Origin of the sequence: Klebsiella sp. JB_Kp031 (assembly GCF_040064295.1) — a bacterium.
GTDB lineage: Bacteria > Pseudomonadota > Gammaproteobacteria > Enterobacterales > Enterobacteriaceae > Klebsiella > Klebsiella quasipneumoniae.
Genome location: NZ_JBEAJW010000026.1, coordinates 106,437 through 131,457, shown reverse-complemented (window position 1 = coordinate 131,457; position 25,021 = coordinate 106,437). Strand labels below are relative to the sequence as shown.

The 25,021-nt window shown below is 58.2% G+C and carries 18 protein-coding genes; 15 read left to right on the top strand and 3 right to left on the bottom strand.

Annotation, left to right across the window (positions count from 1 at the left end; translation table 11 throughout):
* Positions 1-235 precede the first annotated feature (235 nt).
* The 7 genes from ABLV64_RS11580 to ABLV64_RS11550 all read left to right on the top strand — a co-directional run bounded on the left by ABLV64_RS11580 (position 236) and on the right by ABLV64_RS11550 (position 7,544).
* Complete coding sequence (locus tag ABLV64_RS11580) at positions 236-565, top strand: YqcC family protein (protein WP_002915249.1); 330 nt, start codon at positions 236-238, stop codon at positions 563-565.
* Positions 565-1,359 carry a tRNA pseudouridine(65) synthase TruC gene (gene truC / locus ABLV64_RS11575; protein ID WP_004205557.1) on the top strand — a complete coding sequence of 265 codons (795 nt, stop codon included), beginning with the start codon at positions 565-567 and terminating at the stop codon, positions 1,357-1,359. The genes ABLV64_RS11580 and truC overlap by 1 nt, the downstream gene beginning before the upstream one ends.
* Positions 1,360-1,363: 4 nt before the next feature.
* Positions 1,364-1,807 (top strand): flavodoxin, encoded by a 444-nt coding sequence (locus tag ABLV64_RS11570; RefSeq protein ID WP_004205560.1) that lies wholly within the window; start codon positions 1,364-1,366, stop codon positions 1,805-1,807.
* A gap of 470 nt (positions 1,808-2,277) precedes the next feature.
* A complete protein-coding gene (locus ABLV64_RS11565; protein ID WP_004205562.1) occupies positions 2,278-3,630 on the top strand; it encodes an MFS transporter in 1,353 nt (450 codons plus the stop codon).
* A gap of 2 nt (positions 3,631-3,632) precedes the next feature.
* Positions 3,633-4,973, top strand: coding sequence for an enolase C-terminal domain-like protein (locus ABLV64_RS11560; protein ID WP_023319020.1), 1,341 nt, complete (start codon positions 3,633-3,635; stop codon positions 4,971-4,973).
* 18 nt (positions 4,974-4,991) lie between these two features.
* Positions 4,992-6,332 (top strand): glucarate dehydratase, encoded by a 1,341-nt coding sequence (gudD, locus tag ABLV64_RS11555; RefSeq protein WP_032456528.1) that lies wholly within the window; start codon positions 4,992-4,994, stop codon positions 6,330-6,332.
* Positions 6,333-6,404: 72 nt separating this feature from the next.
* Positions 6,405-7,544 (top strand): glycerate kinase, encoded by a 1,140-nt coding sequence (locus tag ABLV64_RS11550; protein ID WP_004205570.1) that lies wholly within the window; start codon positions 6,405-6,407, stop codon positions 7,542-7,544.
* A 162-nt stretch (positions 7,545-7,706) separates the two neighbouring features.
* Here the strand turns inward: ABLV64_RS11550 and barA are convergent, their stop codons facing one another.
* The gene (gene barA, locus ABLV64_RS11545) at positions 7,707-10,457 is read right to left on the bottom strand and encodes a two-component sensor histidine kinase BarA (protein WP_348843266.1); all 2,751 of its coding nucleotides are present in this window, start codon (positions 10,455-10,457) and stop codon (positions 7,707-7,709) included.
* Positions 10,458-10,569: 112 nt separating this feature from the next.
* On the opposite strand from barA, the gene rlmD reads away from it, so the two are divergent.
* The 5 genes from rlmD to eno all read left to right on the top strand — a co-directional run bounded on the left by rlmD (position 10,570) and on the right by eno (position 18,434).
* Positions 10,570-11,874 carry a 23S rRNA (uracil(1939)-C(5))-methyltransferase RlmD gene (gene rlmD / locus ABLV64_RS11540; RefSeq protein ID WP_348843265.1) on the top strand — a complete coding sequence of 435 codons (1,305 nt, stop codon included), beginning with the start codon at positions 10,570-10,572 and terminating at the stop codon, positions 11,872-11,874.
* A gap of 121 nt (positions 11,875-11,995) precedes the next feature.
* Positions 11,996-14,233, top strand: a complete 2,238-nt coding sequence (gene relA / locus ABLV64_RS11535) for a GTP diphosphokinase (protein WP_004205575.1) — start codon at positions 11,996-11,998, stop codon at positions 14,231-14,233.
* 111 nt (positions 14,234-14,344) lie between these two features.
* Positions 14,345-15,136 carry a nucleoside triphosphate pyrophosphohydrolase gene (gene mazG, locus ABLV64_RS11530; protein ID WP_004205577.1) on the top strand — a complete coding sequence of 264 codons (792 nt, stop codon included), beginning with the start codon at positions 14,345-14,347 and terminating at the stop codon, positions 15,134-15,136.
* A 280-nt stretch (positions 15,137-15,416) separates the two neighbouring features.
* Positions 15,417-17,054, top strand: a complete 1,638-nt coding sequence (gene pyrG, locus ABLV64_RS11525) for a glutamine hydrolyzing CTP synthase (RefSeq protein WP_004205579.1) — start codon at positions 15,417-15,419, stop codon at positions 17,052-17,054.
* A gap of 81 nt (positions 17,055-17,135) precedes the next feature.
* Complete coding sequence (gene eno, locus ABLV64_RS11520) at positions 17,136-18,434, top strand: phosphopyruvate hydratase (protein ID WP_002915213.1); 1,299 nt, start codon at positions 17,136-17,138, stop codon at positions 18,432-18,434.
* Between the two features lie 63 nt (positions 18,435-18,497).
* Here the strand turns inward: eno and ABLV64_RS11515 are convergent, their stop codons facing one another.
* Positions 18,498-19,607, bottom strand: a complete 1,110-nt coding sequence (locus ABLV64_RS11515) for an SDR family oxidoreductase (protein WP_004205581.1) — start codon at positions 19,605-19,607, stop codon at positions 18,498-18,500.
* Positions 19,608-20,084: 477 nt separating this feature from the next.
* Here ABLV64_RS11515 and queE point away from each other — a divergent pair, with 477 nt between their 5' ends.
* Entirely contained in the window at positions 20,085-20,756 is a 672-nt protein-coding gene (queE, locus tag ABLV64_RS11510) for a 7-carboxy-7-deazaguanine synthase QueE (RefSeq protein ID WP_004205582.1), read from the top strand.
* A 41-nt stretch (positions 20,757-20,797) separates the two neighbouring features.
* On the opposite strand, the gene queD is transcribed toward queE, so the two are convergent.
* Positions 20,798-21,163, bottom strand: a complete 366-nt coding sequence (gene queD, locus ABLV64_RS11505; RefSeq protein WP_004174641.1) for a 6-carboxytetrahydropterin synthase QueD — start codon at positions 21,161-21,163, stop codon at positions 20,798-20,800.
* Between the two features lie 316 nt (positions 21,164-21,479).
* Between queD and cysJ the strand changes: the two genes are divergently transcribed.
* The gene (gene cysJ / locus ABLV64_RS11500) at positions 21,480-23,279 is read left to right on the top strand and encodes an NADPH-dependent assimilatory sulfite reductase flavoprotein subunit (protein ID WP_032456527.1); all 1,800 of its coding nucleotides are present in this window, start codon (positions 21,480-21,482) and stop codon (positions 23,277-23,279) included.
* Positions 23,279-24,991 carry an assimilatory sulfite reductase (NADPH) hemoprotein subunit gene (cysI, locus tag ABLV64_RS11495; RefSeq protein ID WP_004205585.1) on the top strand — a complete coding sequence of 571 codons (1,713 nt, stop codon included), beginning with the start codon at positions 23,279-23,281 and terminating at the stop codon, positions 24,989-24,991. Before cysJ ends, cysI begins: the two co-directional genes overlap by 1 nt.
* Positions 24,992-25,021: the final 30 nt, after the last annotated feature.

The window sequence follows — 25,021 nt, the reverse complement described above, 5'->3', positions numbered from 1 at the left end:
ACTTAAGGATAAGTCATTTCACATCGGGGTGGTGTGAAAGCAGGATGCACGAGTTTATGGATGAACATGGTCAGGAGACCTCAGGAAAAGTTTTCAAGGACGAGCAGGGAGCACCAATGTAGCGGGAATGCTGCAAAACGAACCGGGAGCACTGTTTATACAGTGCTCCCTTTTTTTATTTCTCCTGCGGATTTGCTATCCTGCGCCCGGTTTTTAACTCATCGAGGTTTCCCCCATGACTCTTCACGATAGCGTGCGCGATCGCCTGCGCGCCATTGAAGCCCTGCTGCGCGAAACAGAGCACTGGCAGGAGACGGCGCCGGACAGCAGCGCCTTCGCCAGCGATAAGCCGTTTTGCCTGGATACCCTGGAGCCGCTGGAGTGGCTGCAGTGGGTCCTGATCCCGCGTATGCATCAGCTGCTGGAGAGCGGCCAGCCGCTGCCGCAAAATTTCGCCGTTGCGCCGTATTACGAAATGGCGCTGGATCAAGCCCACCCGGTTCGCGAATCCATGCTGGCGGAGCTGCTGCTGCTGGACGCGCTGTTTGCCGGTGAGCAGGCCTGATGCTGGAGATAATCTACCAGGACGACTGGCTGGTGGCGGTCAACAAACCGTCGGGCTGGCTGGTGCACCGCAGCTGGCTCGATCGCGATGAGAAAGTGGTGGTGATGCAGACCGTGCGCGACCAGATCGGTCAGCACGTTTTTACCGCCCATCGCCTCGACCGGCCCACCTCCGGCGTCCTGCTCATGGGACTGTCAAGCGAGGCGGGTCGGCTGCTGGCGCAGCAGTTCGAGCAGCATCAGATCCAGAAGCGCTACCATGCGATCGTCCGCGGCTGGCTGATGGAAGAGGCGCTGCTCGATTATCCGCTGGTGGAAGAGCTGGATAAAATCGCCGATAAGTTCGCCCGCGAAGATAAAGGCCCGCAGCCGGCGGTGACCCATTATCGTGGTCTGGCGACGGTAGAGATGCCGGTCGCTACCGGGCGGTATCCCACCACGCGCTACGGGCTGGTGGAACTGGAGCCGAAAACCGGCCGCAAGCACCAGCTGCGCCGCCATCTGGCCCACCTGCGTCATCCGATCCTCGGCGACAGCAAGCACGGCGATCTGCGGCAAAACCGCAGCGCCGCGGAGCATTTCGGCTGCCACCGCCTGATGCTGCACGCCAGCGAACTGTCGTTAACTCATCCCTTTACCGGTGAGCCGCTGACCCTGCGTGCCGGTTTTGACGACGTCTGGATGCGTGCGCTGTCGCAGTTTGGCTGGCGCGGGCTTCTCCCGCTAAATGAAAGGGTTGAGTTTGCCGACGACTGCGGTCAGGATGAAGAGAATAAGGACAATCCTGGGAGATAATAGCATGGCGGAAGTCGGAATTTTTGTCGGCACCATGTACGGCAACTCGCTGCTGGTTGCGGAAGAAGCAGAAGCGATCCTCAGCGGACTGGGACACAAGGCTACCGTGTATGAGGATCCGCAGGTCAACGACTGGGAATCCTATACGGGGAAGTATGTGCTGGTGGTCACCTCCACCACCGGGCAGGGCGATCTGCCGGACAGCATCGTCCCGCTGTATGAGGGCATCAAAGATATGTATCAACCTCACCTGCGCTACGGCATTATCGCGCTGGGCGACAGCACCTACGCCAACTTTTGCGGCGGCGGCCTGAAGTTCGATCAGCTACTGCAGGAGCAGGGCGCGAAGCGCATCGGCGAGATGCTGAAGATTGACGCCAGCGAAGATCCGGAGCCGGAGAGCGTCTCTAATCCATGGGTTGAGCAGTGGGCTACCCTGCTAGAATAAAAGCGCTGCCCTCTCCCTACGCAGAGGGCGCCCTTTCAAGCTGTCGCGGCCAGATACGCGGACAGCAAAAGTGTAGCTCTTCCCGGGCCGCACGCCTTCAGGCAAATGCACAATATCCTTAGCAATATCATGGGTTAAGCTAGCCAGTTTCACCGCGTCAAGAGAGGTATTTCACACTCCGGCTCTTTTTGCTGCCCTTTTGACCACCCGCGGCGCTGGTTTTTCATTTCCGTGAACTTCCCCCCATTCTTTCAGGCATACGCCATAAACCACCTGCAATAGCGGCGTAAAAGCTGTGTAGATGCACGGTGAGCCGCGGTGTGCCTCTTCATATACTGCTCCAGCCAGTGACAAATGCAGTGCCAGATATAACGACAACTATCAAAACACGACCACGTCATTCTGATTACCCTACAGGTTGTGCTGTTCAGAATGAACGTAGCTAAACGCTATGATTCAGGAGTACAACAATGAGTTCATTAAGTCAGGCGGCGACGGCGGCTGAAAAGCGCACCAATGCCCGCTACTGGATAGTGGTGATGCTGTTTATCGTCACCTCTTTTAACTATGGCGACCGGGCGACGCTGTCGATCGCCGGTTCGGAAATGGCCAAAGATATCGGCCTGGATCCGGTGGGGATGGGGTATGTCTTCTCCGCGTTCTCATGGGCTTATGTCATCGGCCAGATCCCGGGCGGCTGGCTGCTCGACCGTTTCGGTTCGAAGCGCGTCTATTTCTGGTCGATCTTCATCTGGTCGATGTTTACCCTGCTGCAGGGCTTCGTCGACATCTTCAGCGGCTTTGGCATTATCGTCGCGCTGTTTACCCTGCGTTTCCTCGTTGGCCTGGCCGAATCGCCGTCGTTCCCTGGTAACAGCCGTATCGTGGCCGCCTGGTTCCCGGCGCAGGAGCGCGGCACGGCGGTGGCGATCTTCAACTCCGCTCAGTACTTTGCCACCGTTATCTTCGCGCCGATCATGGGCTGGCTGACGCATGAGGTGGGCTGGTCGCACGTCTTCTTCTTTATGGGCGGCCTGGGGATTGTGATTAGCTTTGTCTGGCTGAAAGTGATCCACGATCCGAACAACCATCCGGGAGTAAACAAGAAGGAACTGGAATATATCGCCGAAGGCGGCGCCCTGATCAACATGGATCAAAAGAGCAGCGCGCAGAAGGTGCCGTTCAGCGTCAAAATGGGCCAAATCAAGCAGCTGATCGGATCGCGGATGATGATCGGCATCTATATCGGTCAGTACTGCATTAACGCCCTGACCTATTTCTTTATTACCTGGTTCCCGGTTTACCTGGTGCAGGCGCGCGGCATGTCGATCCTCAAAGCGGGGTTTGTCGCCTCCGTTCCGGCGGTGTGCGGGTTCGTCGGCGGGGTGCTGGGCGGGGTGATCTCTGACTGGTTAATGCGCCGCACCGGCTCGCTGAACATTGCCCGCAAAACGCCGATAGTACTGGGGATGCTGCTCTCCATGACCATGCTGATGTGTAACTATGTCAACGTGGAGTGGATGGTGATTGGCTTTATGGCGATGGCCTTCTTCGGCAAAGGGATCGGCGCGCTTGGCTGGGCGGTGATGGCGGATACCGCGCCGAAAGAGATTAGCGGTCTTTCCGGCGGCCTGTTCAACATGTTCGGCAATATCTCCGGTATCGTCACCCCGATCGCTATCGGCTATATCGTCGGCACCACCGGCTCGTTCAACGGGGCGCTGGTTTACGTCGGCATCCATGCCCTGGTGGCAGTGCTGAGCTACCTGGTGCTGGTGGGCGACATCAAACGTATTGAACTGAAACCTGTAGCGGGACGTTAATCATGACTACCCAATCCAGCCCGATTATTACAGAGATGAAGGTCATTCCGGTGGCCGGACACGACAGCATGCTGCTGAACATCGGTGGGGCGCATAACGCCTGGTTTACCCGCAATATCGTGGTGTTGACCGATAACGCCGGCAACACCGGCGTGGGCGAAGCCCCTGGCGGTGAGGTTATCTACCAGACGCTGCTGGCGGCGATCCCGCAGGTGGTAGGTCAGGAGGTCGCCAGGCTGAATCGCGTGGTGCAGCAGGTACACAAAGGCAATCAGGCGGCGGATTTCGACACCTTTGGCAAAGGGGCGTGGACCTTTGAACTGAAAGTCAACGCGGTAGCGGCGCTGGAGGCCGCGCTGCTCGATCTGCTCGGCAAAGTGCTCAATGTGCCGGTCTGCGAGCTGCTGGGGCCGGGCAAGCAGCGTGATGCCGTCACCGTGCTGGGCTACCTGTTCTATATCGGCGATCGGCAGAAAACCGACCTTGGTTATCTGGACCATACGCCGGGCGATCACGAATGGTATCGCCTGCGCCACCAGCAGGCGTTGAGCAGCGAAGCGGTGGTGCGCCTGGCGGAAGCCGCTCAGGATCGCTACGGTTTCAAAGACTTTAAGCTGAAGGGCGGCGTGCTGCCCGGCGAGCAGGAAATTGACACCGCCCGGGCGCTGAAAAAGCGCTTTCCGGATGCGCGCATCACCGTCGATCCTAACGGCGCCTGGCTGCTGGATGAGGCGATCGCCCTGTGCAAAGGGCTGCAGGATGTTCTGACCTACGCCGAAGATCCGTGCGGCGCCGAGCAGGGTTTTTCCGGCCGGGAGGTGATGGCCGAGTTCCGCCGCGCCACCGGGCTACCGGTCGCCACCAATATGATCGCCACTAACTGGCGCGAGATGGGTCATGCGGTGATGCTCAACGCCGTCGATATTCCGCTGGCGGACCCGCACTTCTGGACGCTCTCCGGCGCGGTACGAGTGGCGCAGCTGTGCGACGAATGGGGGCTGACCTGGGGCTGCCATTCCAACAACCATTTTGATATTTCCCTTGCGATGTTTACCCACGTCGGCGCCGCGGCGCCGGGTCAGCCCACCGCCATCGACACCCACTGGATCTGGCAGGAAGGCGAGGCGCGCCTGACCAAAAATCCGTTGCAGATTATTAACGGCAAGATTGCCGTGCCAGATGCGCCGGGACTCGGCGTGGAACTTGACTGGGAGCAGGTGCGCAAAGCCCATGAGGCCTATAAAGCGCTGCCGGGCGGCGCGCGCAACGACGCGGGCCCGATGCAGTACCTGATCCCCGGCTGGACATTCGACCGCAAACGTCCCGTTTTCGGCCGCCACTAATTACAAAAGGATGATGCTATGACGACTTTCTCTTCCACGCCCGTTGTCACCACCATGCAGGTGATCCCGGTTGCCGGCCATGACAGTATGCTGATGAATCTGAGCGGGGCCCACGCTCCGTACTTCACCCGCAATATCGTGATTATCAAAGATAACGCCGGCCATACCGGCGTCGGTGAAATTCCGGGGGGCGAAAAAATTCGCCAGACTCTGGAGGATGCCATTCCGCTGGTGGTGGGCAAAACGCTGGGCGAGTATAAAAACGTGCTCGGCGCGGTGCGCAATCAGTTCGCCGACCGCGACGCCGGCGGCCGCGGCCTGCAGACCTTTGACCTGCGCACAACCATTCACGTGGTGACCGGAATCGAAGCGGCGCTGCTGGACCTGCTGGGCCAGCACCTTGGGGTCAACGTCGCCTCGCTGCTCGGCGATGGACAACAGCGCAGCGAAGTTGAAATGCTGGGCTACCTGTTCTTTATCGGTAACCGCCACGCCACGCCGCTGGCCTATCAGAGCCAGCCGGATGAACAATGCGAGTGGTATCGCCTGCGCCATGAAGAGGCGATGACGCCGGATGCGGTGGTCCGCCTCGCGGAAGCGGCGTATGAAAAATATGGCTTCAACGACTTTAAGCTGAAGGGCGGCGTGCTGGCCGGTTTTGAAGAAGCCGAAGCGATCGGCGCCCTGGCGAAGCGCTTCCCGAATGCCCGCGTGACCCTCGATCCGAACGGCGCCTGGCTGCTTGAAGAAGCCATTCAGATTGGCAAGCAGCTGAAGGGAGTACTGGCCTATGCGGAGGATCCGTGCGGCGCTGAGCAGGGCTTCTCCGGCCGCGAAGTGATGGCGGAGTTCCGTCGCGCGACGGGCCTGCCGACCGCCACCAATATGATCGCCACCGACTGGCGGCAGATGGGCCATACGCTCTCCCTGCAGTCGGTGGATATACCGCTGGCGGACCCGCACTTCTGGACCATGCAGGGATCGGTTCGCGTGGCGCAGATGTGCCATGAGTTTGGCCTGACCTGGGGTTCGCACTCTAATAACCACTTCGACGTGTCGCTGGCGATGTTCACCCACGTTGCGGCTGCGGCGCCGGGCAAGATCACCGCTATCGATACCCACTGGATCTGGCAGGAGGGCAATCAGCGTCTGACCAAACAACCGTTTGAAATTAAAGGCGGAATGGTGCAGGTGCCGAGCACGCCGGGTCTGGGGGTTGAGCTGGATATGGACCGCGTAATGCAGGCAAATGAGCTATATAAGAAACATGGCCTTGGCGCCCGCGACGATGCGATGGCGATGCAGTACCTGATCCCGGGCTGGACCTTTGACAACAAGCGTCCATGCATGGTGCGCTAAAAGGCCGCCGGCCTCTGCGGGGGCCGGCATTGCGCGATAGCCACAAGGGTTAGCTCAGAGTAAGGACTGCAGATGAAAATAGTGATCGCACCGGATTCCTGGAAGGAGAGCCTGAGCGCGCTGGAAGTAGCCAGTGCGATAGAGCAAGGCTTTCGCGAGATTTATCCTGACGCGGAATATGTCAGGCTGCCGGTTGCCGACGGCGGGGAAGGGACGGTGGAAGCCATGGTGGCGGCGACCGGCGGGCATCAGGTTCCGCTGACGGTGACCGGGCCGCTGGGGGAGCCGGTAGAGGCATTTTATGGGCTGTCCGGCGATCGCCAGTGCGCCTTTATCGAAATGGCGGCGGCCAGCGGGCTGGAAAGCGTTCCCCCGGCGCAGCGTAACCCGCTGCTGACCACCTCCTGGGGCACCGGGGAGCTCATCCGCCATGCGCTGGACGCTGGTGTGCGGCAGATCATTATTGGCATTGGCGGCAGCGCGACCAATGACGGCGGCGCCGGCATGGCGCAGGCGCTGGGGGCGAAACTGCTGACCGCCGACGGTCAGCAGATCGCGCCAGGGGGCGGTGCGCTGGAGACGCTGGCGCGCATCGATCTTAGCGAGCTGGATCCACGGCTGGCAGATTGTCGGATTGAAGTGGCCTGCGACGTTACCAACCCGTTGACCGGCCCGCAGGGCGCCAGCGCGGTATTCGGCCCGCAAAAAGGGGCGACGGCGCAGATGATTGACCGGCTTGACGGCGGCCTGCGGCACTATGCCCGGATCATCGCCCGTGATTTAGATTGCGACGTGCTGAGCCTGGAAGGCGGCGGCGCGGCGGGCGGGATGGGCGCGGCGCTGTATGCGTTTTGCGGCGCTCAGCTGCGCCCGGGCATTGAGATTGTCACCGATGCGCTGCAGCTGGCGGAGCGGGTGGCGGATGCTGATTTAGTGATCACCGGCGAAGGGCGTATCGACAGTCAGACTATCCACGGTAAGGTGCCGGTGGGGGTGGCCCGGGTGGCGAAGCGATTTAACGTACCGGTGATCGGGATTGCCGGCAGCCTGACCGCCGATGTCGGCGTCGTGCATCAGCACGGGCTGGATGCGGTATTCAGCGTGTTGTACACCATCTGCACTCTGGATGAAGCACTGGCCAATGCCGCCGCCAATCTGCGGATGACGGCGCGAAACGTCGCCGCGGTTTTGCAGATGGGCGGTAAGCTGTAATTGAGGGATCCCGGCTGGCGCGGCTTCCCGGGAATGTCTCAGTGCGTAGCACCGCGATCCGGGAACCATCCCCGGTGGCGCTTACGCTTACCGGGGCTACCAACCGAATACCGGACCGTAGGGCGTAGCCCGGATGAGGCGCATAGCGCCGCTATCCGGGGTTTACACTCCCATCCGGCACGCTTCGCGCGCCACATTGTCCATCTCATCTAACAGCTCAAGCAGCTCCGGCTCCAGATCCTCGGCGACGGTGCCTGCGCGCAGCTGGCTCTCCAGGGTGTGGCACAGCTTTTTCAGCCGCGGCACGCCGCTGTAGCTGCAGCTGCCATGCAGTTTGTGGATCAGATCCACCAGCCCTTCCGGCTGCTCGCCAACCAGTTGCTCTTCCACTTTGTTACGTACCTCCGGCATAAAAGCGATCAGCATCTGCAGCATCTCCCTCGCCAGATCTGGCTTCATCGCCGCCTGGCGCAGCGCCAGCTGCCAGTCGAGCGTCTGGTTATGGTCGATGACCGGCTCTGTGGGCGGTATCGCCGCCGGGGCGATGCTGTGTACTCCGGGCTGATAGCGCAGCAGCAGGGCGTGCAGTTTCTCTTCTTCGATCGGCTTCGCCAGATAGTCGTTCATGCCGGCGCTCAGGAGCTTCTCGCGCTGGCCCTCCAGGGCGTGCGCGGTGACGGCGATAACCGGCGTTAGCTGGTGATGCGGCAGATGATGGATAAGCTCACAAGCGCGGATGCCGTCCATATCCGGCATCTGAATATCCATCAGGATCAGATCCATCTGCAGTTGCTTGGCCTTGTCCACCGCCTGCTGGCCGCTGTCGCAGAGGATCACCTGCTGCACAAGGTCATCCAGCAGGGCGCCAATGAGCTTCAGGTTTGCCGGGTTGTCGTCGACGGCCATCACGGTCATCGGCAGCTTATGGCTGTCGGCCTGCGTCAACGGCGCGGAGGCTGTCGCATGATTGGTGGCCACCAGCGCTGGCAGTAAACGGGTGGTGGTGAGCGGTTTCAACAGGCAGGCGGCGACGCCATCGCGTTTCAGGGCTTCGGCGCTAACCTGGGCATGACACGGCAGAGCCAGCAGTACGTTGTCTGACATCGCGCAGGCTTTGGCTAATTTTTCCCGGTGCGGTGACAAATCGCGCATTGAGACCGGGATACCGACCAGCAGAATGTCGTACTGGGCTTCCGCCAGCGAGGAGAAGGTGGGGCTGTAGATCACCTCCAGCGGCGTGGCGGCCAGCATCTCCAGCGTGCACTGCGCCGCCGTCGCGTTGGCTTCCACATAGGCCAGACGCTTGCCCGCCAGCCCGTCGGTATTCAGCATATCCGGGATGGCGTTCGGGTTGAGATCGAGGTTGATATGGAACCAGAAGGTGGAGCCGCGGTTCGGCTGACTGTGAAACGAGATATCGCCGCCCATCTCCTTGACCAGACGCTGGGTGATCACCAGCCCGAGCCCGGTGCCGCCGTGGCGGCGTGAAATACTGGCATCGGCCTGACGGAAGGCCTGGAACAGCCGGGACTGATCGCGCTCGGGGATGCCGATGCCGGTATCGTGGATCTGAATTTCGATCTGCACCCGCGAATTACTGATGGCCCGCTGCTCCACCAGCACGTCGATATTACCGTGCTCGGTAAATTTGATGGCGTTGCCCACGAGGTTGGTCACAATCTGCTGCAGACGCAGCGGGTCGCCGATGACGTTATCCGGCACGTTGTTCTTAATGTTCAGCGTCAGCTCCAGCCCCTTATCATGCGCGGAATGCGCCAGCAGGGTGACCACCTCATCAAGCGAGGTGCGCAGCAGGAACGGAATGCTCTCCAGGATCAGCTTCCCGGCTTCCAGCTTGGAAAAGTCGAGCACGTCGTTGATGATCGCCAGCAGATTATTGGCCGAGCGTTCGATGGTGGTCAGGTGGTCGCGCTGCGTGGCGTTGAGATCGGTTTTCAGCGTCAGGCGGGTAAAGCCGATCACCCCATTGAGCGGGGTGCGCAGTTCGTGGGACATATTGGCCAGGAATTCAGACTTAATGCGCGCCGCCTCCTGGGCGCGCTTTTTCGCCAGGTCCAGTTCGACGTTCTGAATCTCCATCTGCTCAAGGGTTTCCCGCAGATCGGAGGTGGCCTGGTCGACGTTGTGCTGCATCTCCTCATGGTACGCCGCCAGCGACATGGCCATCGAGTTGATGCCGTTTTTCAGCATATCCAGCTCGCCGAGCATAAAGCCCTCGACCCGACTGTCCAGCTGCCCACGGCGGATGCGGTCGACGGTATTGACCATATTGCGGATAGGGCCGGTGACGTCGCGCATCAGGCGCCAGCCGAAGATCAGCGCAATGCCGATGCAGAACAGCATCATCACGCTGGAGATGAAAATCTCTTTGTACTGCTGCAGGCGGACCGATTTCAGATCCAGCTCCAGCGCGACGTAGCCCAGCATATTGCCCGGCATTTTGGCATCGGATTCGGGGGATTCATCCGGCGAATAACTTTCCGAGACGATCGGCGTGCGCAGGATCATCATGTCGCCGTCGCGGATGACGCTGAGACGACGGGGAAACGCCTCGCCTTTTGGGATCTGCAGGTCGCTGGGGTTGAGCTGGTAATTGGAGGTGACAAACAGGCGGTTATGCGAATCGTACACCGAGATGGCCCGCACGATCTCCGAGTGGCGACGATGCAGAACGCTGATCAACTGGCCGATGGATTCGCGGTTTTGCAGATTCATGCCATATTCGCTGGAGACTGCCAGCGGCTCAATAATGCTGGTGCCGGCGTCCTCCAGCTGACGTTGCAGGTCGTTATAACGGTGAGCGACAAAGAAAACACTGAGCAACAGCCCTATCAGGACGGTTGGCGCCAGAATCAGAATCATCATGCGAGCACGCAGGCTGTAGTTGGTCATGCGGTTCCATTATGGGAGAATATAGACATCATCGTTCGGTGCGCGTCGGTGCGCTTCGCGGCGCTGCCGCTCTGAACGAGCTCGTTTTATTTGATTGAGACAACTCTCTACGATGGCGCAATTCTACTCTGCAAAACGGCGTGTGACGACGCGCCAGATCATAACCGTTACAGTCAACGACCTCGATCCCTTTGGCCAGGGCGTGGCCCGCCACCAGGGGAAAGCGCTGTTCGTCGGCGGCGTGCTGCCGCAGGAGCAGGCTGAGGTGGTGCTGGTGGAAGACAAAAAGCAGTACGCCCGCGCCCAGGTAAAACGCCGTCTGACCGACAGCCCGCAGCGCCAGGCGCCTCGCTGTCCCCATTTTGGCGTTTGCGGCGGTTGCCAACAGCAGCATGCCAGCATCACGCTTCAGCAGCAAAGTAAACGCGCCGCGCTGGCGCGCCTGATGAAGCGCGAGGTGGATGAGATCATCGCCGGCGAGCCGTGGGGGTATCGCCGTCGCGCGCGCTTAAGCTTGAATTATCAGCCAAAGACCCAACAATTGCAGATGGGTTTTCGTCAGGCCAGCGACAAAGCGATCGTCGATGTGGTGCAGTGCCCTGTTTTGGTGCCCCAACTTGAGGCGCTGCTGCCCGCCGTGCGCGAGTGCTTAAGCGCGCTGAGCGCATTACGCTGCCTTGGCCATGTCGAGCTGGTGCTGGCGGACAACGGCCCACTAATGGTGCTGCGCCATACCGCTGCGCTGCCGGCCGCTGACAGGGAAAAACTGGAACGTTTTTCGCAAACTCACGGTCTTTCCCTGTGCCTCGCGCCGCAAAGCAAGATACTGGAACATATTCACGGCGAAGCGCCATGGTATACCTCAGACGGACTACGCTTAGTGTTCAGTCCGCGGGATTTTATCCAGGTCAACGACGGCGTGAATCAGCAGATGGTGCGTACCGCGCTGGCGTGGCTGGATCTGCAGCCCGAAGACCGGGTGCTGGATCTGTTCTGCGGGATGGGCAATTTTACCCTGCCGCTGGCGACTCGCGCCGCCCACGTGGTCGGGGTGGAAGGGGTGCCGGCGCTGGTGGAGAAGGGGTGGGAAAATGCCGCCCTCAATGGTTTATCCAATGTCACCTTCTTCCATGAAAATCTGGAAGAGGATGTCACCCGCCAGGCCTGGGCGAAGCACGGCTTTGATAAAGTGCTGCTGGACCCGGCCCGTGCCGGCGCGCCGGGCGTGATGCCGCATATTATAAAACTGGCGCCGCGGCGGGTGGTGTATGTTTCCTGCAACCCGGCGACGCTGGCGCGAGACAGCGAAACCCTGTTGCAGGCTGGATATCAGATTCAACGCCTGGCGATGCTGGATATGTTCCCGCATACCGGTCATCTGGAATCAATGGTGTTGTTTGAGCGCAGGCTTACATAAGGTCATTCACAACGTCGCAGAAGAGCCGCCCCGGCCATCAATGCTGACGCGACCTGCAGGATGACATGTAGAAAGTTGAGGCTTGCCGACTTCGGCAGGCCGGTCCCTTAAGGAGAGGACAATGGTTGCGGTAAGAAGTGCACATCTTAATAAAGCTGGTGAATTTGACCCGAAGAAATGGATCGCGAGTCTGGGGATTTCCAGCCAGCAGTCGTGTGAGCGCTTAGCCGAAACCTGGGATTATTGTCGCGAAAAAACGCAAGGACACCCGCTGGCGGACCTGCTGCTGTGGCGGGGCGTCGAAATGGTGGAGATCCTCTCTACCCTAAGTATGGATATCGATACCCTGCGCGCGGCGCTGCTGTTCCCGCTGGCCGACAGCGAAGTCGTCAGCGAAGCGGTTATGCAGGAGAGCGTGGGTAAATCGGTCGTGACCCTGATTCACGGGGTACGGGACATGGCCGCCATCCGTCAGCTGAAAGCTACTCATACCGACTCAGTATCTTCCGAGCAGGTGGATAACATTCGCCGCATGCTGCTGGCGATGGTGGACGATTTCCGCTGCGTGGTTATCAAGCTTGCCGAACGTATCGCGCATCTGCGCGAGGTCAAGGACGCGCCGGAAGATGAGCGCGTGCTGGCGGCGAAAGAGTGCACCAATATCTATGCTCCCCTGGCGAACCGCTTAGGTATCGGCCAGCTGAAGTGGGAGCTGGAAGATTACTGCTTCCGCTACCTGCACCCGGCAGAGTACAAGCGTATTGCCAAACTGCTCCACGAACGCCGTATCGACCGCGAGCATTATATCGACGAGTTCGTCGGCCACCTGCGGGCAGAAATGAAAGCCGAAGGGGTCAAGGCCGAGGTCTATGGTCGGCCGAAGCATATCTACAGCATCTGGCGCAAAATGCAGAAAAAACACCTCGCCTTTGACGAGCTGTTTGACGTTCGCGCGGTGCGCATCGTGGCCGAGCGGTTGCAGGATTGTTATGCCGCGCTGGGGATCGTTCATACTCACTACCGTCATCTGCCGGATGAGTTCGATGATTACGTGGCCAACCCGAAACCCAACGGCTACCAGTCTATCCACACCGTGGTGCTGGGGCCGAGCGGCAAGACGGTGGAGATTCAAATCCGCACCCGGCAGATGCATGAAGACGCCGAGCTGGGCGTGGCCGCGCACTGGAAGTACAAAGAGGGCGCGGGAGCGGGTACCAGTGGCGGTCGCGGCTATGAGGACCGTATCGCCTGGCTGCGCAAGCTGATTGCCTGGCAGGAAGAGATGGCCGACTCCGGCGAAATGCTCGACGAAGTGCGCAGCCAGGTCTTTGACGACCGGGTGTATGTCTTTACGCCGAAAGGCGACGTGGTGGACCTGCCGGCGGGGTCGACGCCGCTCGATTTTGCCTACCATATCCACAGCGACGTCGGTCATCGCTGCATCGGCGCTAAAATCGGCGGCCGCATCGTGCCGTTTACCTATCAGCTGCAGATGGGCGATCAGATCGAAATTATTACCCAGAAGCAGCCGAACCCGAGCCGCGACTGGCTCAACCCTAACCTCGGCTACGTTACCACCAGCCGCGGACGCTCCAAAATTCACGCCTGGTTCCGTAAGCAGGATCGCGACAAAAACATTCTTGCCGGCCGGCAGATCCTTGACGATGAGCTGGAGCATCTGGGCATCAGCCTGAAGGATGCGGAAAAGCACCTGCTGCCGCGCTACAATTTCAACGAGCTCGATGAACTGCTGGCGGCCATCGGCGGCGGCGATATCCGTCTCAACCAGATGGTCAACTTCCTGCAGGCGCAGTTCAATAAACCGAGCGCCGCCGAGCAGGATGCGGCAGCGCTGAAGCAGCTGCAGCAGAAAACCTATGCTCCGCAGAACCGCACCAAGGATAATGGCCGGGTGGTGGTGGAAGGGGTTGGCAATCTGATGCACCATATTGCCCGCTGCTGCCAGCCGATCCCGGGCGATGAGATCGTCGGCTTTATCACTCAAGGGCGCGGGATTTCCGTGCATCGCGCCGACTGCGATCAGCTCGCTGAACTGCAGTCGCATGCCCCGGAGCGCATCGTCGATGCGGTATGGGGCGAAAGCTACTCGGCGGGATATTCGCTGGTGGTCAGGGTGGAGGCGAACGATCGCAGCGGGTTACTGCGCGATATCACCACCATCCTCGCCAATGAGAAGGTGAACGTGCTGGGCGTTGCCAGCCGCAGCGATACCCGTCAGCAGCTGGCCACCATCGATATGACCATCGAGATTTACAACCTGCAGGTGCTGGGCCGGGTGCTCGGTAAGCTGAACCAGGTGCCCGATGTGATCGACGCGCGTCGTCTGCACGGCGGTTAATTCGTCTCCAGGCCGGATAAGGCGAAGCCGCCATCCGGCAATTTCGCAACGTCGGATAAGGTCGAAACGCCTTATCCGGCCGACTTTTTTTTGAATTTCCAGGATTGTCACATGACTCAGATTGACCGCTTGCTCGGCATCATGCGCCGCCTGCGCGACCCGGAAAACGGCTGCCCGTGGGATAAAGAGCAGACCTTTGCCACCATCGCCCCCTATACCCTCGAAGAAACCTATGAAGTGCTGGACGCTATTTCGCGAGAGGATTTTGACGACCTGCGCGGTGAGCTGGGCGATCTGCTGTTCCAGGTGGTGTTCTATGCGCAGATGGCGCAGGAAGAGGGACGTTTTAACTTTGACGATATCTGCGCCGCCATCAGCGACAAGCTGGAGCGCCGCCATCCCCATATTTTCGCTGATGCCACCGCGGGAAACAGCAGCGAAGTCCTGGCCCGCTGGGAGCAGATCAAAAGCGCGGAGCGGGCGGAAAAAGCCCAGCACTCGGCGCTGGACGACATTCCGCATAGCCTGCCGGCGCTGATGCGCGCGCATAAAATCCAGCGTCGCTGCTCGGCGGTCGGTTTTGACTGGACCTCGCTGGGCCCGGTGCTCGACAAAGTGCATGAAGAAATTGATGAAGTGATGCATGAAGCGCAGCAGGCGGTGGTGGATGAAGCGAAACTGGAAGAGGAAGTGGGCGATCTGCTGTTCGCCACGGTGAATTTATCCCGCCATTTAGGGGTCAAAGCCGAGGTGGCGCTGCAAAAAGCGAACCGCAAATTCGAGCGGCGCTTTCGCGAAGTCGAGCGCATTGTCGCCGCCCGCGGCCTGGAAATGACCGGCGTCGACCTCGATACCATGGAAGAAGTATGGCAACAGGTAAAACGCCAGGAAACTGATCTCTAACGAGTTTTCGTGATCAAGCGCGATTTGTGTGATTTTATAAATAACAAGCGCTTGATTTACGTCAAAAACATTTCGCCAAAAGCGTCTATTTTCTCTTTCCGTTATGTCGTTGAAACACCATGTAGCCTGCCTCTTCGAGTTGTTCGGGTCGCAACACAGGTGCAACTTGAAGAACGAAGGGGAGGGGAAGAATGAAAGTTTGTGGCGTCACGCATGTTCGGGTATACTACTTTCCCGTCCTGGTTATTCCATCGTTTTACCCTAACTTCTCAGGTTCAGCATGACAACGAACTATATTTTTGTGACCGGCGGGGTCGTATCCTCTCTGGGTAAAGGCATTGCCGCAGCCTCCCTGGCAGCCATTCTTGAAGCCCGTGGTCTCAACGTGACCATCATGAAACTGGATCCGTATATCAACGTCGATCCGGGCACCATGAGCCCAATCCAGCATGGGGAAGTGTTCGTTACTGAAGACGGCGCAGAAACCGATCTGGACCTGGGCCACTACGAGCGTTTCATCCGCACCAAGATGACTCGTCGTAACAACTTCACCACCGGTCGAATCTACTCCGACGTGCTGCGTAAAGAGCGCCGTGGCGACTATCTGGGCGCAACCGTACAGGTTATTCCGCACATCACCAACGCCATTAAAGAGCGCGTACTGGCTGGCGGCGAAGGCCATGACGTGGTGCTGGTGGAAATCGGCGGTACCGTAGGCGATATCGAATCCCTGCCGTTCCTCGAAGCTATTCGTCAGATGGCGGTAGAGATCGGCCGCGAGCATACCCTGTTTATGCACCTGACTTTAGTGCCGTACATGGCCGCCGCCGGTGAAGTCAAAACCAAACCGACTCAGCACTCCGTGAAAGAGCTGCTCTCCATCGGTATTCAGCCTGACATCCTGATTTGCCGCTCCGATCGCGCGGTTCCGGCCAACGAACGGGCGAAAATTGCTTTGTTCTGTAACGTTCCGGAAAAGGCTGTTATTTCTCTGAAAGACGTCGATTCCATTTATAAAATTCCAGGCCTGTTGAAATCTCAGGGGCTGGACGATTATATTTGTAAACGATTCAGCTTAACTTGTCCGGAAGCAAACCTGGCCGAATGGGAACAGGTAATCTATGAAGAAGCCAATCCGGCAGGCGAAGTCACCATCGGCATGGTCGGTAAGTACATTGAACTGCCGGACGCCTACAAGTCGGTGATTGAAGCGCTGAAACACGGTGGTCTGAAAAACCGCGTTACCGTCAACATCAAGCTGATCGATTCGCAGGATGTGGAAACGCGCGGCGTCGAAATCCTCAAGGATTTAGATGCTATCCTTATCCCGGGCGGCTTCGGCTACCGCGGTGTGGAAGGTAAGATCGCCACCGCGCGCTATGCGCGTGAGAACAATATTCCTTATCTGGGCATTTGCCTGGGTATGCAGGTTGCGCTGATTGAATTCGCGCGCAATGTAGCGGGTATGGAAAACGCCAACTCGACGGAATTTGTGCCAGACTGTAAATACCCGGTTGTGGCCCTGATTACCGAATGGCGTGACGAAGATGGCAACGTTGAAGTCCGCTCCGAGAAGAGCGATCTGGGCGGCACCATGCGCCTGGGCGCGCAGCAGTGCCAGCTGGATGAGGATTCTCTGGTACGCCAGCTGTACGGCGAGCCGACCATCACCGAGCGCCATCGTCACCGCTACGAAGTCAACAACATGTTGTTGAAACCGATTGAAGCTGCCGGTCTGCGCGTTGCGGGCCGTTCCGGGGATGATCAGTTGGTCGAGATCATCGAAGTGCCGAACCATCCGTGGTTTGTGGCCTGCCAGTTCCACCCGGAGTTTACTTCGACGCCGCGTGATGGACACCCGCTGTTTGCCGGCTTTGTGAAAGCCGCCAGCGAGTACCAGAAACGCCAGGCGAAGTAAAAAGAGTTAGAACGGCAATGCACCCATCCGGGTGCATTGTTTGTCTGGAGTTTTAGTTTAACTTGTACTGAGGAAAACCTAATGTCCAAAATCGTTAAAGTCATCGGTCGTGAAATCATCGACTCCCGTGGTAACCCGACTGTTGAAGCCGAAGTACACCTGGAAGGTGGTTTCGTCGGTATGGCAGCTGCTCCGTCAGGTGCTTCTACTGGTTCCCGCGAAGCGCTGGAACTGCGCGATGGCGACAAATCCCGTTTCCTGGGTAAAGGCGTAACCAAAGCTGTTGCTGCGGTAAACGGCCCGATCGCTCAGGCAATCCTGGGCAAAGATGCCAAAGATCAGGCTGGCATCGACAAGATCATGATCGACCTGGACGGTACTGAAAACAAATCTAACTTCGGTGCGAACGCAATCCTGGCCGTTTCTCTGGCGAACGCCAAAGCAGCTGCTGCCTCCAAAGGCCTGCCGCTGTACGCGCACATCGCTGAACTGAACGGCACTCCGGGCAAATACTCCATGCCGGTTCCGATGATGAACATCATCAACGGCGGTGAGCACGCTGACAACAACGTCGACATCCAGGAATTCATGATTCAGCCGGTTGGCGCGCCGACCCTGAAAGAAGCAGTACGCATGGGTTCTGAAGTGTTCCATCACCTGGCGAAAGTGCTGAAGTCCAAAGGCATGAACACTGCCGTTGGTGACGAAGGCGGCTACGCGCCGAACCTGGGTTCCAACGCCGAAGCGCTGGCTGTTATCGCTGAAGCGGTTAAAGCAGCAGGCTACGAGCTGGGCAAAGACATCACCCTGGCGATGGACTGCGCAGCGTCTGAATTCTACAAAGACGGTAAATACGTTCTGGCCGGCGAAGGCAACAAAGCGTTCACCTCTGAAGAGTTCACTCACTTCCTGGAAGAGCTGACCAAACAGTACCCGATCGTCTCCATCGAAGATGGCCTGGACGAATCTGACTGGGAAGGTTTCGCTTACCAGACCAAAGTACTGGGCGACAAAATCCAGCTGGTTGGTGACGACCTGTTCGTAACCAACACCAAGATCCTGAAAGAAGGCATCGAAAAAGGCATCGCTAACTCCATCCTGATCAAATTCAACCAGATCGGTTCTCTGACCGAAACTCTGGCTGCTATCAAGATGGCGAAAGACGCTGGCTACACCGCTGTCATCTCTCACCGTTCTGGCGAAACTGAAGACGCGACCATCGCCGACCTGGCTGTGGGTACCGCTGCAGGCCAGATCAAAACCGGTTCTATGAGCCGTTCTGACCGCGTTGCTAAATACAACCAGCTGATTCGTATCGAAGAAGCGCTGGGTGAGCAAGCGCCGTTCAATGGTCGTAAAGAGATCAAAGGCCAGGCTTAATCCTGTCCTGATGAAATAACCATGCCAGCCTTCGGGCTGGCATTTTTTTTATACCTGCGGCCATTATTTAAAGTCGACGGCCATTTGCTGAGGGATCGACAGCCCGCGGGTGGTTTCCACGCAGCGGTCGATGTAATCGGTAAAGCGCGGCGGTTTTGGCATCCCCATGCTCAGCAGCTTGTCGTTGCTAAAGCGCACGTTCAGCGTGGCGAACGCGCCATATAAGCGCATCGCTTTCAGCATCAGTCGCTCATTGCACGGCCCAAAAATTCCTTTCAGTTCGCGACGCATTTTGACCAGCGTTTCATAACTCACCTGGGCGTACTTATCTCCCACCGGCGCCTGCTCCAGCGCCAGGGCCATCGCCCGGTCGATGTCGGCAAACTTCACGCTGTTCTCCTCACCGGCAGAGATATGCACTACCTCGCCGTGGGCCAGCGGCTGGTTAAGCAGCATCAGCAGGGCGTCGGCGCAGTAGTCCACCGGGATAACATCGATTCGGTCCTCCATCGCGCACATAAATTTCTGCAGCATCAGTCCCATGCTGAATACCCAGAAAATACTGCTGGAAGGCCGGCAGCCGTGATGAGTATGGCCCACCACAATAGAAGGGCGGGCAATGACCAGCGGTAGCGTAGGGCAGTGCTGCTGCATCAGTTGCTCGATGGCCGATTTCGAGTGGGTATATTCCACCAGATGCTCGGCGCGCTGCCGAAACTCCGCGCTCTCGGCGACCAGCGAATCCGGCTCCGGTGAGCAGGACATTGCGGTGCCGACGTGGAGAAAACGCTGCAGACCCGCCACCTGCGCCATCCGTTGCGCCAGACGCAGCGTACCCGTAACGTTAACCTTCCAGATGAGCGGGTTGCTGCCAAACGAGGCGACAGCGGCGCAGTTGAGAACATGGGTGACTTGCTCAAGCCGCGGATCGTTAAGAAAATGCTCCGGAGAGGCGAGATCGCCCAGCAGGATCTGCTGCGGTCGCAGCATCGCCAGTTTCTCCTCGGCGATGTTGAACTTACGCATGTTTTCCTTGACCCGTTCCAGGCCTGCTTCGGGGCTGTTGGCACGCACCAGTAGCAGCAGATCTAATTGGCTATCCTGATGGAGTATTTTCTCTAACGCCGCGCCGCCCAGAAAACCGGTGACGCCGGTAATGAATAATGTGGTCATAAACGCTATCTCATTATGGTTGGTCTGCGGGATTCTAGGAGGGCCAAAGTAAACGACGATTAAATAAAAAATGGCGGGCAGCAGGACTTTATTAAGAGGGGCTTAAGCTTATTTTCGGCGGCGGATTGGATTCGACTCTCAGACCAGGTAAATAATTCACTCTTTCATGTATCAATTTGTACATGCATGTATTTAAACATGTTTTTATTTTTCCGCTGACGTTTTTTATGTTCTGGTATATAACACGAAAAACATCTTCTGTTACATCTTTCTTCGCTGCAGTACGCTCCGCTGTTTATTTAAATCCTTACCACACTAATGAAATAAACGAAAACAGATGCATACTTTTAATTAACAATGAATAACGTCCGGGGTGAGAAAGCGACCCCGTGAGGGAAAAACGATCGCAGCGCAGGACAAGACCTGGACAGTGAAATCTGCGATAATAAGCGTTTATCACCCTAAACAGAGATGACTATGCAGTACCCGATTAACGAGATGTTCCAGACCCTGCAAGGCGAGGGTTACTTCACCGGCGTGCCTGCCATTTTTATTCGTCTGCAGGGATGCCCGGTAGGATGCGCGTGGTGTGACACCAAGCATACCTGGGACAAACTGGCCGATCGGGAAGTGTCGTTGTTCAGCATCCTGGCGAAAACCAAAGAGAGCGATAAGTGGGGGCCGGCAAGCAGTGAAGATCTGCTGGCGATTATCGGTCGTCAGGGGTGGACTGCCCGCCACGTGGTCATTACCGGTGGTGAGCCCTGCATTCACGACTTAACGCCGTTAACCTCGCTTCTGGAACAAAACGGCTTTAGCTGTCAGATTGAAACCAGCGGCACCCATGAAGTGCTTTGCAGCCACAACACCTGGGTGACGGTTTCCCCGAAGGTCAACATGCGCGGCGGGTATGACGTGCTGTCTCAGGCCCTGCAGCGGGCGGATGAGATCAAGCATCCGGTAGGGCGCGTCCGCGACATCGAAGCGCTGGACGAACTGCTGGAAACGCTGAGCGATGACAAACCGCGGATCATCGCCCTGCAGCCGATCAGTCAGAAAGAAGACGCGACGCGCCTGTGTATCGACACCTGCATCGCCCGCAACTGGCGCCTGTCCATGCAGACGCACAAATATCTGAATATCGCCTGATAAAAAAGCCCGGTAGCATACTGACCGGGCTTTTTTTTCGCTTACTCGCCGCGATAGACGCAGCCGGCGGTGCAGGTCTCTTTCACCATCACCGCGCTCAGCAGCGGGACTCGCGGTTTCATCTCATCCCAGATCCATTTGGCCAGCACTTCGCTGGTAGGGTTTTCCAGACCGGGGATATCGTTCAGATAATAGTGGTCCAGGCGATCGTAGGTCGGCTTGAAGGCGGCCTTCAGCTCGGCGAAATCCATGATCCACCCGGTATGGGGATCGACTTCACCGGTTATCTCCAGACGCACCATAAAGGAGTGGCCATGCAGGCGACCGCATTTGTGTCCTTCCGGGACGTGCGGCAGGTGGTGGGCGGCTTCGAAGGTGAAATCTTTAAACAGCGTGGTGGACATCATTGACTCTCAACAGGACGAAAAAAACCGCCGTAGGGTACCGGAAAGTACATTTTTTCGCATTAACTAAAACGGCCTTGAACAGAAAATCGACACATTTATCTGGGTTAAGTCCATAAAGTTTCGATATTTCAGATGGTTATTTAATCGATTTTGTTGTTAATAACTACAACTAAAACCGGTTAGTCCATTTGGTTATTTATTATTTCCATCCCTTCTTTAATTGTTACTATGCCCGCCGTTAACCTTCTATTCTCTTCTGTTTTTGTCGCGCTGACAGGGTGCGAATAACAGCTTTGCTTACTGGAACAAACGACGCATGACGACACAGGCCCCACCTTCCAACTTGCTGCCGCTCAACCCGGAGCAACTGGCGCGCCTTCAGGCGGCCACCACTGACTTCACGCCCACTCAGCTCGCCTGGGTGTCTGGCTATTTCTGGGGCGTGCTGAATCAGCACTCTGGCGCAGCGGCAGCCGCTCCCGCCCCGGCCGCCGAGGTCCCGACGATCACGCTGATTTCCGCCTCGCAAACCGGCAACGCTCGCCGCGTCGCCGAAGCGCTGCGTGACGATCTGCTGGCGGCGAAGCTGAACGTGAAGCTGGTGAATGCAGGTGATTATAAATTCAAACAAATTGCTGCTGAAAAACTGCTGGTGGTCGTGACCTCCACCCAGGGGGAAGGTGAGCCGCCGGAAGAAGCGGTCGCATTGCATAAGTTTCTGTTCTCTAAAAAAGCGCCGAAGCTGGACGGAACCGCATTCGCCGTCTTTGGCCTCGGCGATACCTCTTATGAATTCTTCTGCCAGTCCGGCAAAGATTTCGACAGCAAGCTGGCCGAACTTGGCGCGGAACGCCTGCTCGATCGCGTCGACGCTGACGTTGAATATCAGGCTGCGGCCGCTGAATGGCGCGCGCGCGTCGTTGAGGTGCTGAAGGCTCGTGCGCCGGTCGCCGCGCCCGCTCAGCTGGCCGCCAGCGGCGCAGTGAACGACATTCATACCAGCCCATACACCAAAGAGGCTCCGCTAACGGCGACCCTGTCGGTCAACCAGAAAATCACCGGCCGCGATTCAGAAAAAGATGTACGCCATATCGAAATTGACCTCGGTGATTCCGGTCTGCGCTATCAGCCGGGTGACGCGCTGGGCGTCTGGTATCAAAACGATCCTCAGCTGGTGAAAGAGCTGGTGGAGCTGCTGTGGCTGAAAGGCGACGAGCCGGTAACCGTCGAGGGCAAAACCATGCCGCTGGCGGAAGCCCTGCAGTGGCATTTTGAGCTGACGGTCAACACCGCCGCTATCGTTGAGAACTACGCCACCCTGACCCGCAGCGAATCGCTGCTGCCGCTGGTGGGCGATAAAGCTCAGCTGCAGCAGTATGCCGCCGCGACGCCGATCGTCGATATGGTCCGTTTCTCACCCGCGCAGCTGGACGCTGAGGCGTTAATCGGTCTGCTGCGCCCGCTGACGCCGCGTCTGTACTCCATTGCCTCCTCGCAGGCGGAAGTGGAGAGCGAAGTGCATGTCACCGTGGGCGTGGTGCGCTATGACATTGAAGGCCGCGCCCGGGCTGGCGGCGCCTCCAGCTTCCTCGCCGACCGCGTGGAAGAGGATGGCGAAGTCCGCGTCTTCATCGAGCACAATGACAACTTCCGTCTGCCGGCTAACCCGGAGACGCCGGTGATCATGATTGGCCCGGGCACCGGTATTGCGCCGTTCCGCGCCTTCATGCAGCAGCGCGCAGCGGACGGGGCGCCAGGTAAGAACTGGCTGTTCTTCGGCAACCCGCACTTCACTGAAGATTTCCTCTATCAGGTGGAGTGGCAGAGCTATGTAAAAGAGGGGCTGCTGACCCGTATCGATCTGGCCTGGTCCCGCGATCAACAACAAAAAATCTATGTGCAGGACAAACTGCGTGAGCAGGGGGCCGAGCTGTGGCGCTGGATCAATGATGGCGCCCACATTTATGTCTGCGGCGACGCCAATCGTATGGCGAAAGACGTGGAACAGACTTTACTGGAAGTGATTGCCGAATACGGCGCGATGGACGCCGAAGCGGCGGACGAATTTTTAAGTGAGCTGCGCGTTGAGCGCCGTTATCAGCGAGATGTCTACTAATGAGCGAAAAACATCCGGGGCCTTTAGTGGTCGAAGGTAAACTGACCGATGCCGAGCGTATGAAGCTCGAGAGCAACTACCTGCGCGGCACCATTGCGGAAGATTTAAACGACGGTCTGACCGGCGGTTTTAAAGGCGATAACTTCCTGCTGATCCGTTTCCACGGTATGTACCAGCAGGACGATCGCGATATCCGCGCGGAACGCGCCGCTCAGAAGCTGGAGCCGCGCCATGCAATGCTCCTGCGCTGCCGTCTGCCGGGCGGGGTGATCACCACCACCCAGTGGAAGGCGATCGATAAGTTTGCCGCCGAGAACACCATTTACGGCAGTATTCGCCTGACCAACCGGCAGACTTTCCAGTTCCACGGCATTTTGAAAAAGAACGTCAAGCCGGTGCATCAGATGCTGCACTCGGTGGGGCTGGACGCGCTGGCCACCGCCAACGATATGAACCGTAACGTGCTGTGCACCTCCAACCCGTACGAGTCGCAGCTGCACGCCGAGGCCTACGAGTGGGCGAAAAAGATCTCCGAGCATCTGCTGCCGCGCACCCGCGCCTATGCCGAAATCTGGCTGGATCAGAAAAAGGTCGCCACCACTGACGAAGAGCCGATCCTCGGTCAGACCTATCTGCCGCGTAAGTTTAAAACCACGGTGGTGATCCCGCCGCAGAACGATATCGATCTGCACGCCAACGACATGAACTTCGTAGCGATCGCCGAAAACGGCAAGCTGGTGGGCTTTAACCTGTTGGTGGGCGGCGGTCTGTCTATCGAACACGGTAACAAAAAAACCTACGCCCGCACGGCGAGCGAATTCGGTTATCTGCCGCTGGAGCATACTCTGGCGGTGGCGGAAGCGGTCGTGACCACCCAGCGCGACTGGGGTAACCGTACCGACCGTAAGAATGCGAAAACCAAGTACACCCTTGAGCGCGTTGGCGTCGAAACCTTCAAGGCGGAAGTGGAGCGCCGGGCAGGTATTAAGTTTGAGCCGATCCGCCCGTACGAATTCACCGGCCGCGGCGACCGCATCGGCTGGGTGAAGGGGATTGATGATAAATGGCACCTGACGCTGTTTATTGAAAACGGCCGCATTCTGGATTATCCGGGGCGCCCGCTGAAAACCGGTCTGCTGGAGATTGCTAAGATCCATCAAGGTGAATTCCGCATCACCGCCAACCAGAACCTGATCGTCGCCAGCGTACCGGAAGATCAGAAGGCGCGGATCGAGAAGCTGGCGCGGGATCATGGCCTGATGAATGCCGTCACCCCGCAGCGCGAAAACTCGATGGCCTGCGTCTCCTTCCCGACCTGCCCGCTGGCGATGGCGGAAGCCGAGCGTTTCCTGCCGTCGTTTATCGACAAGGTGGAAGGGGTGATGAGCAAGCACGGCGTGAGCGATGAGCATATCGTCACCCGCGTCACCGGCTGCCCGAACGGCTGCGGTCGCGCGATGCTGGCGGAAGTGGGGCTGGTGGGGAAAGCGCCAGGTCGCTATAACCTGCACATCGGCGGTAACCGCAGCGGCACCCGCATCCCGCGGATGTACCGGGAGAACATTACCGAGTCGGAAATTCTCGACTCGCTAGACCAACTGGTAGGGCGCTGGGCGAAAGAGCGCGAAGCGGGTGAAGGCTTCGGCGACTTTACGGTGCGTGCGGGCATCATTCGCCCGGTGCTCGATCCAGCCCGCGATTTCTGGGAGTAACATCCTGGTGCCCGGTGGCGCGTAGCGATC

Excerpts from the sequence above, each read along its gene's own strand:
- eno (WP_002915213.1), top strand. The coding sequence starts at position 17,136 with ATGTCCAAAATCGTTAAAGTCATCGGTCGTGAAATCATCGACTCCCGT.
- ABLV64_RS11550 (WP_004205570.1), top strand. The coding sequence starts at position 6,405 with ATGAAAATAGTGATCGCACCGGATTCCTGGAAGGAGAGCCTGAGCGCG.
- barA (WP_348843266.1), bottom strand. The coding sequence starts at position 10,457 with ATGACCAACTACAGCCTGCGTGCTCGCATGATGATTCTGATTCTGGCG.
- ABLV64_RS11580 (WP_002915249.1), top strand. The coding sequence starts at position 236 with ATGACTCTTCACGATAGCGTGCGCGATCGCCTGCGCGCCATTGAAGCC.
- relA (WP_004205575.1), top strand. The coding sequence starts at position 11,996 with ATGGTTGCGGTAAGAAGTGCACATCTTAATAAAGCTGGTGAATTTGAC.
- queD (WP_004174641.1), bottom strand. The coding sequence starts at position 21,163 with ATGATGTCCACCACGCTGTTTAAAGATTTCACCTTCGAAGCCGCCCAC.
- cysI (WP_004205585.1), top strand. The coding sequence starts at position 23,279 with ATGAGCGAAAAACATCCGGGGCCTTTAGTGGTCGAAGGTAAACTGACC.
- pyrG (WP_004205579.1), top strand. The coding sequence starts at position 15,417 with ATGACAACGAACTATATTTTTGTGACCGGCGGGGTCGTATCCTCTCTG.
- gudD (WP_032456528.1), top strand. The coding sequence starts at position 4,992 with ATGACGACTTTCTCTTCCACGCCCGTTGTCACCACCATGCAGGTGATC.
- queE (WP_004205582.1), top strand. The coding sequence starts at position 20,085 with ATGCAGTACCCGATTAACGAGATGTTCCAGACCCTGCAAGGCGAGGGT.
- ABLV64_RS11515 (WP_004205581.1), bottom strand. The coding sequence starts at position 19,607 with ATGACCACATTATTCATTACCGGCGTCACCGGTTTTCTGGGCGGCGCG.
- truC (WP_004205557.1), top strand. The coding sequence starts at position 565 with ATGCTGGAGATAATCTACCAGGACGACTGGCTGGTGGCGGTCAACAAA.
- ABLV64_RS11565 (WP_004205562.1), top strand. The coding sequence starts at position 2,278 with ATGAGTTCATTAAGTCAGGCGGCGACGGCGGCTGAAAAGCGCACCAAT.
- rlmD (WP_348843265.1), top strand. The coding sequence starts at position 10,570 with ATGGCGCAATTCTACTCTGCAAAACGGCGTGTGACGACGCGCCAGATC.
- cysJ (WP_032456527.1), top strand. The coding sequence starts at position 21,480 with ATGACGACACAGGCCCCACCTTCCAACTTGCTGCCGCTCAACCCGGAG.
- ABLV64_RS11570 (WP_004205560.1), top strand. The coding sequence starts at position 1,364 with ATGGCGGAAGTCGGAATTTTTGTCGGCACCATGTACGGCAACTCGCTG.
- mazG (WP_004205577.1), top strand. The coding sequence starts at position 14,345 with ATGACTCAGATTGACCGCTTGCTCGGCATCATGCGCCGCCTGCGCGAC.
- ABLV64_RS11560 (WP_023319020.1), top strand. The coding sequence starts at position 3,633 with ATGACTACCCAATCCAGCCCGATTATTACAGAGATGAAGGTCATTCCG.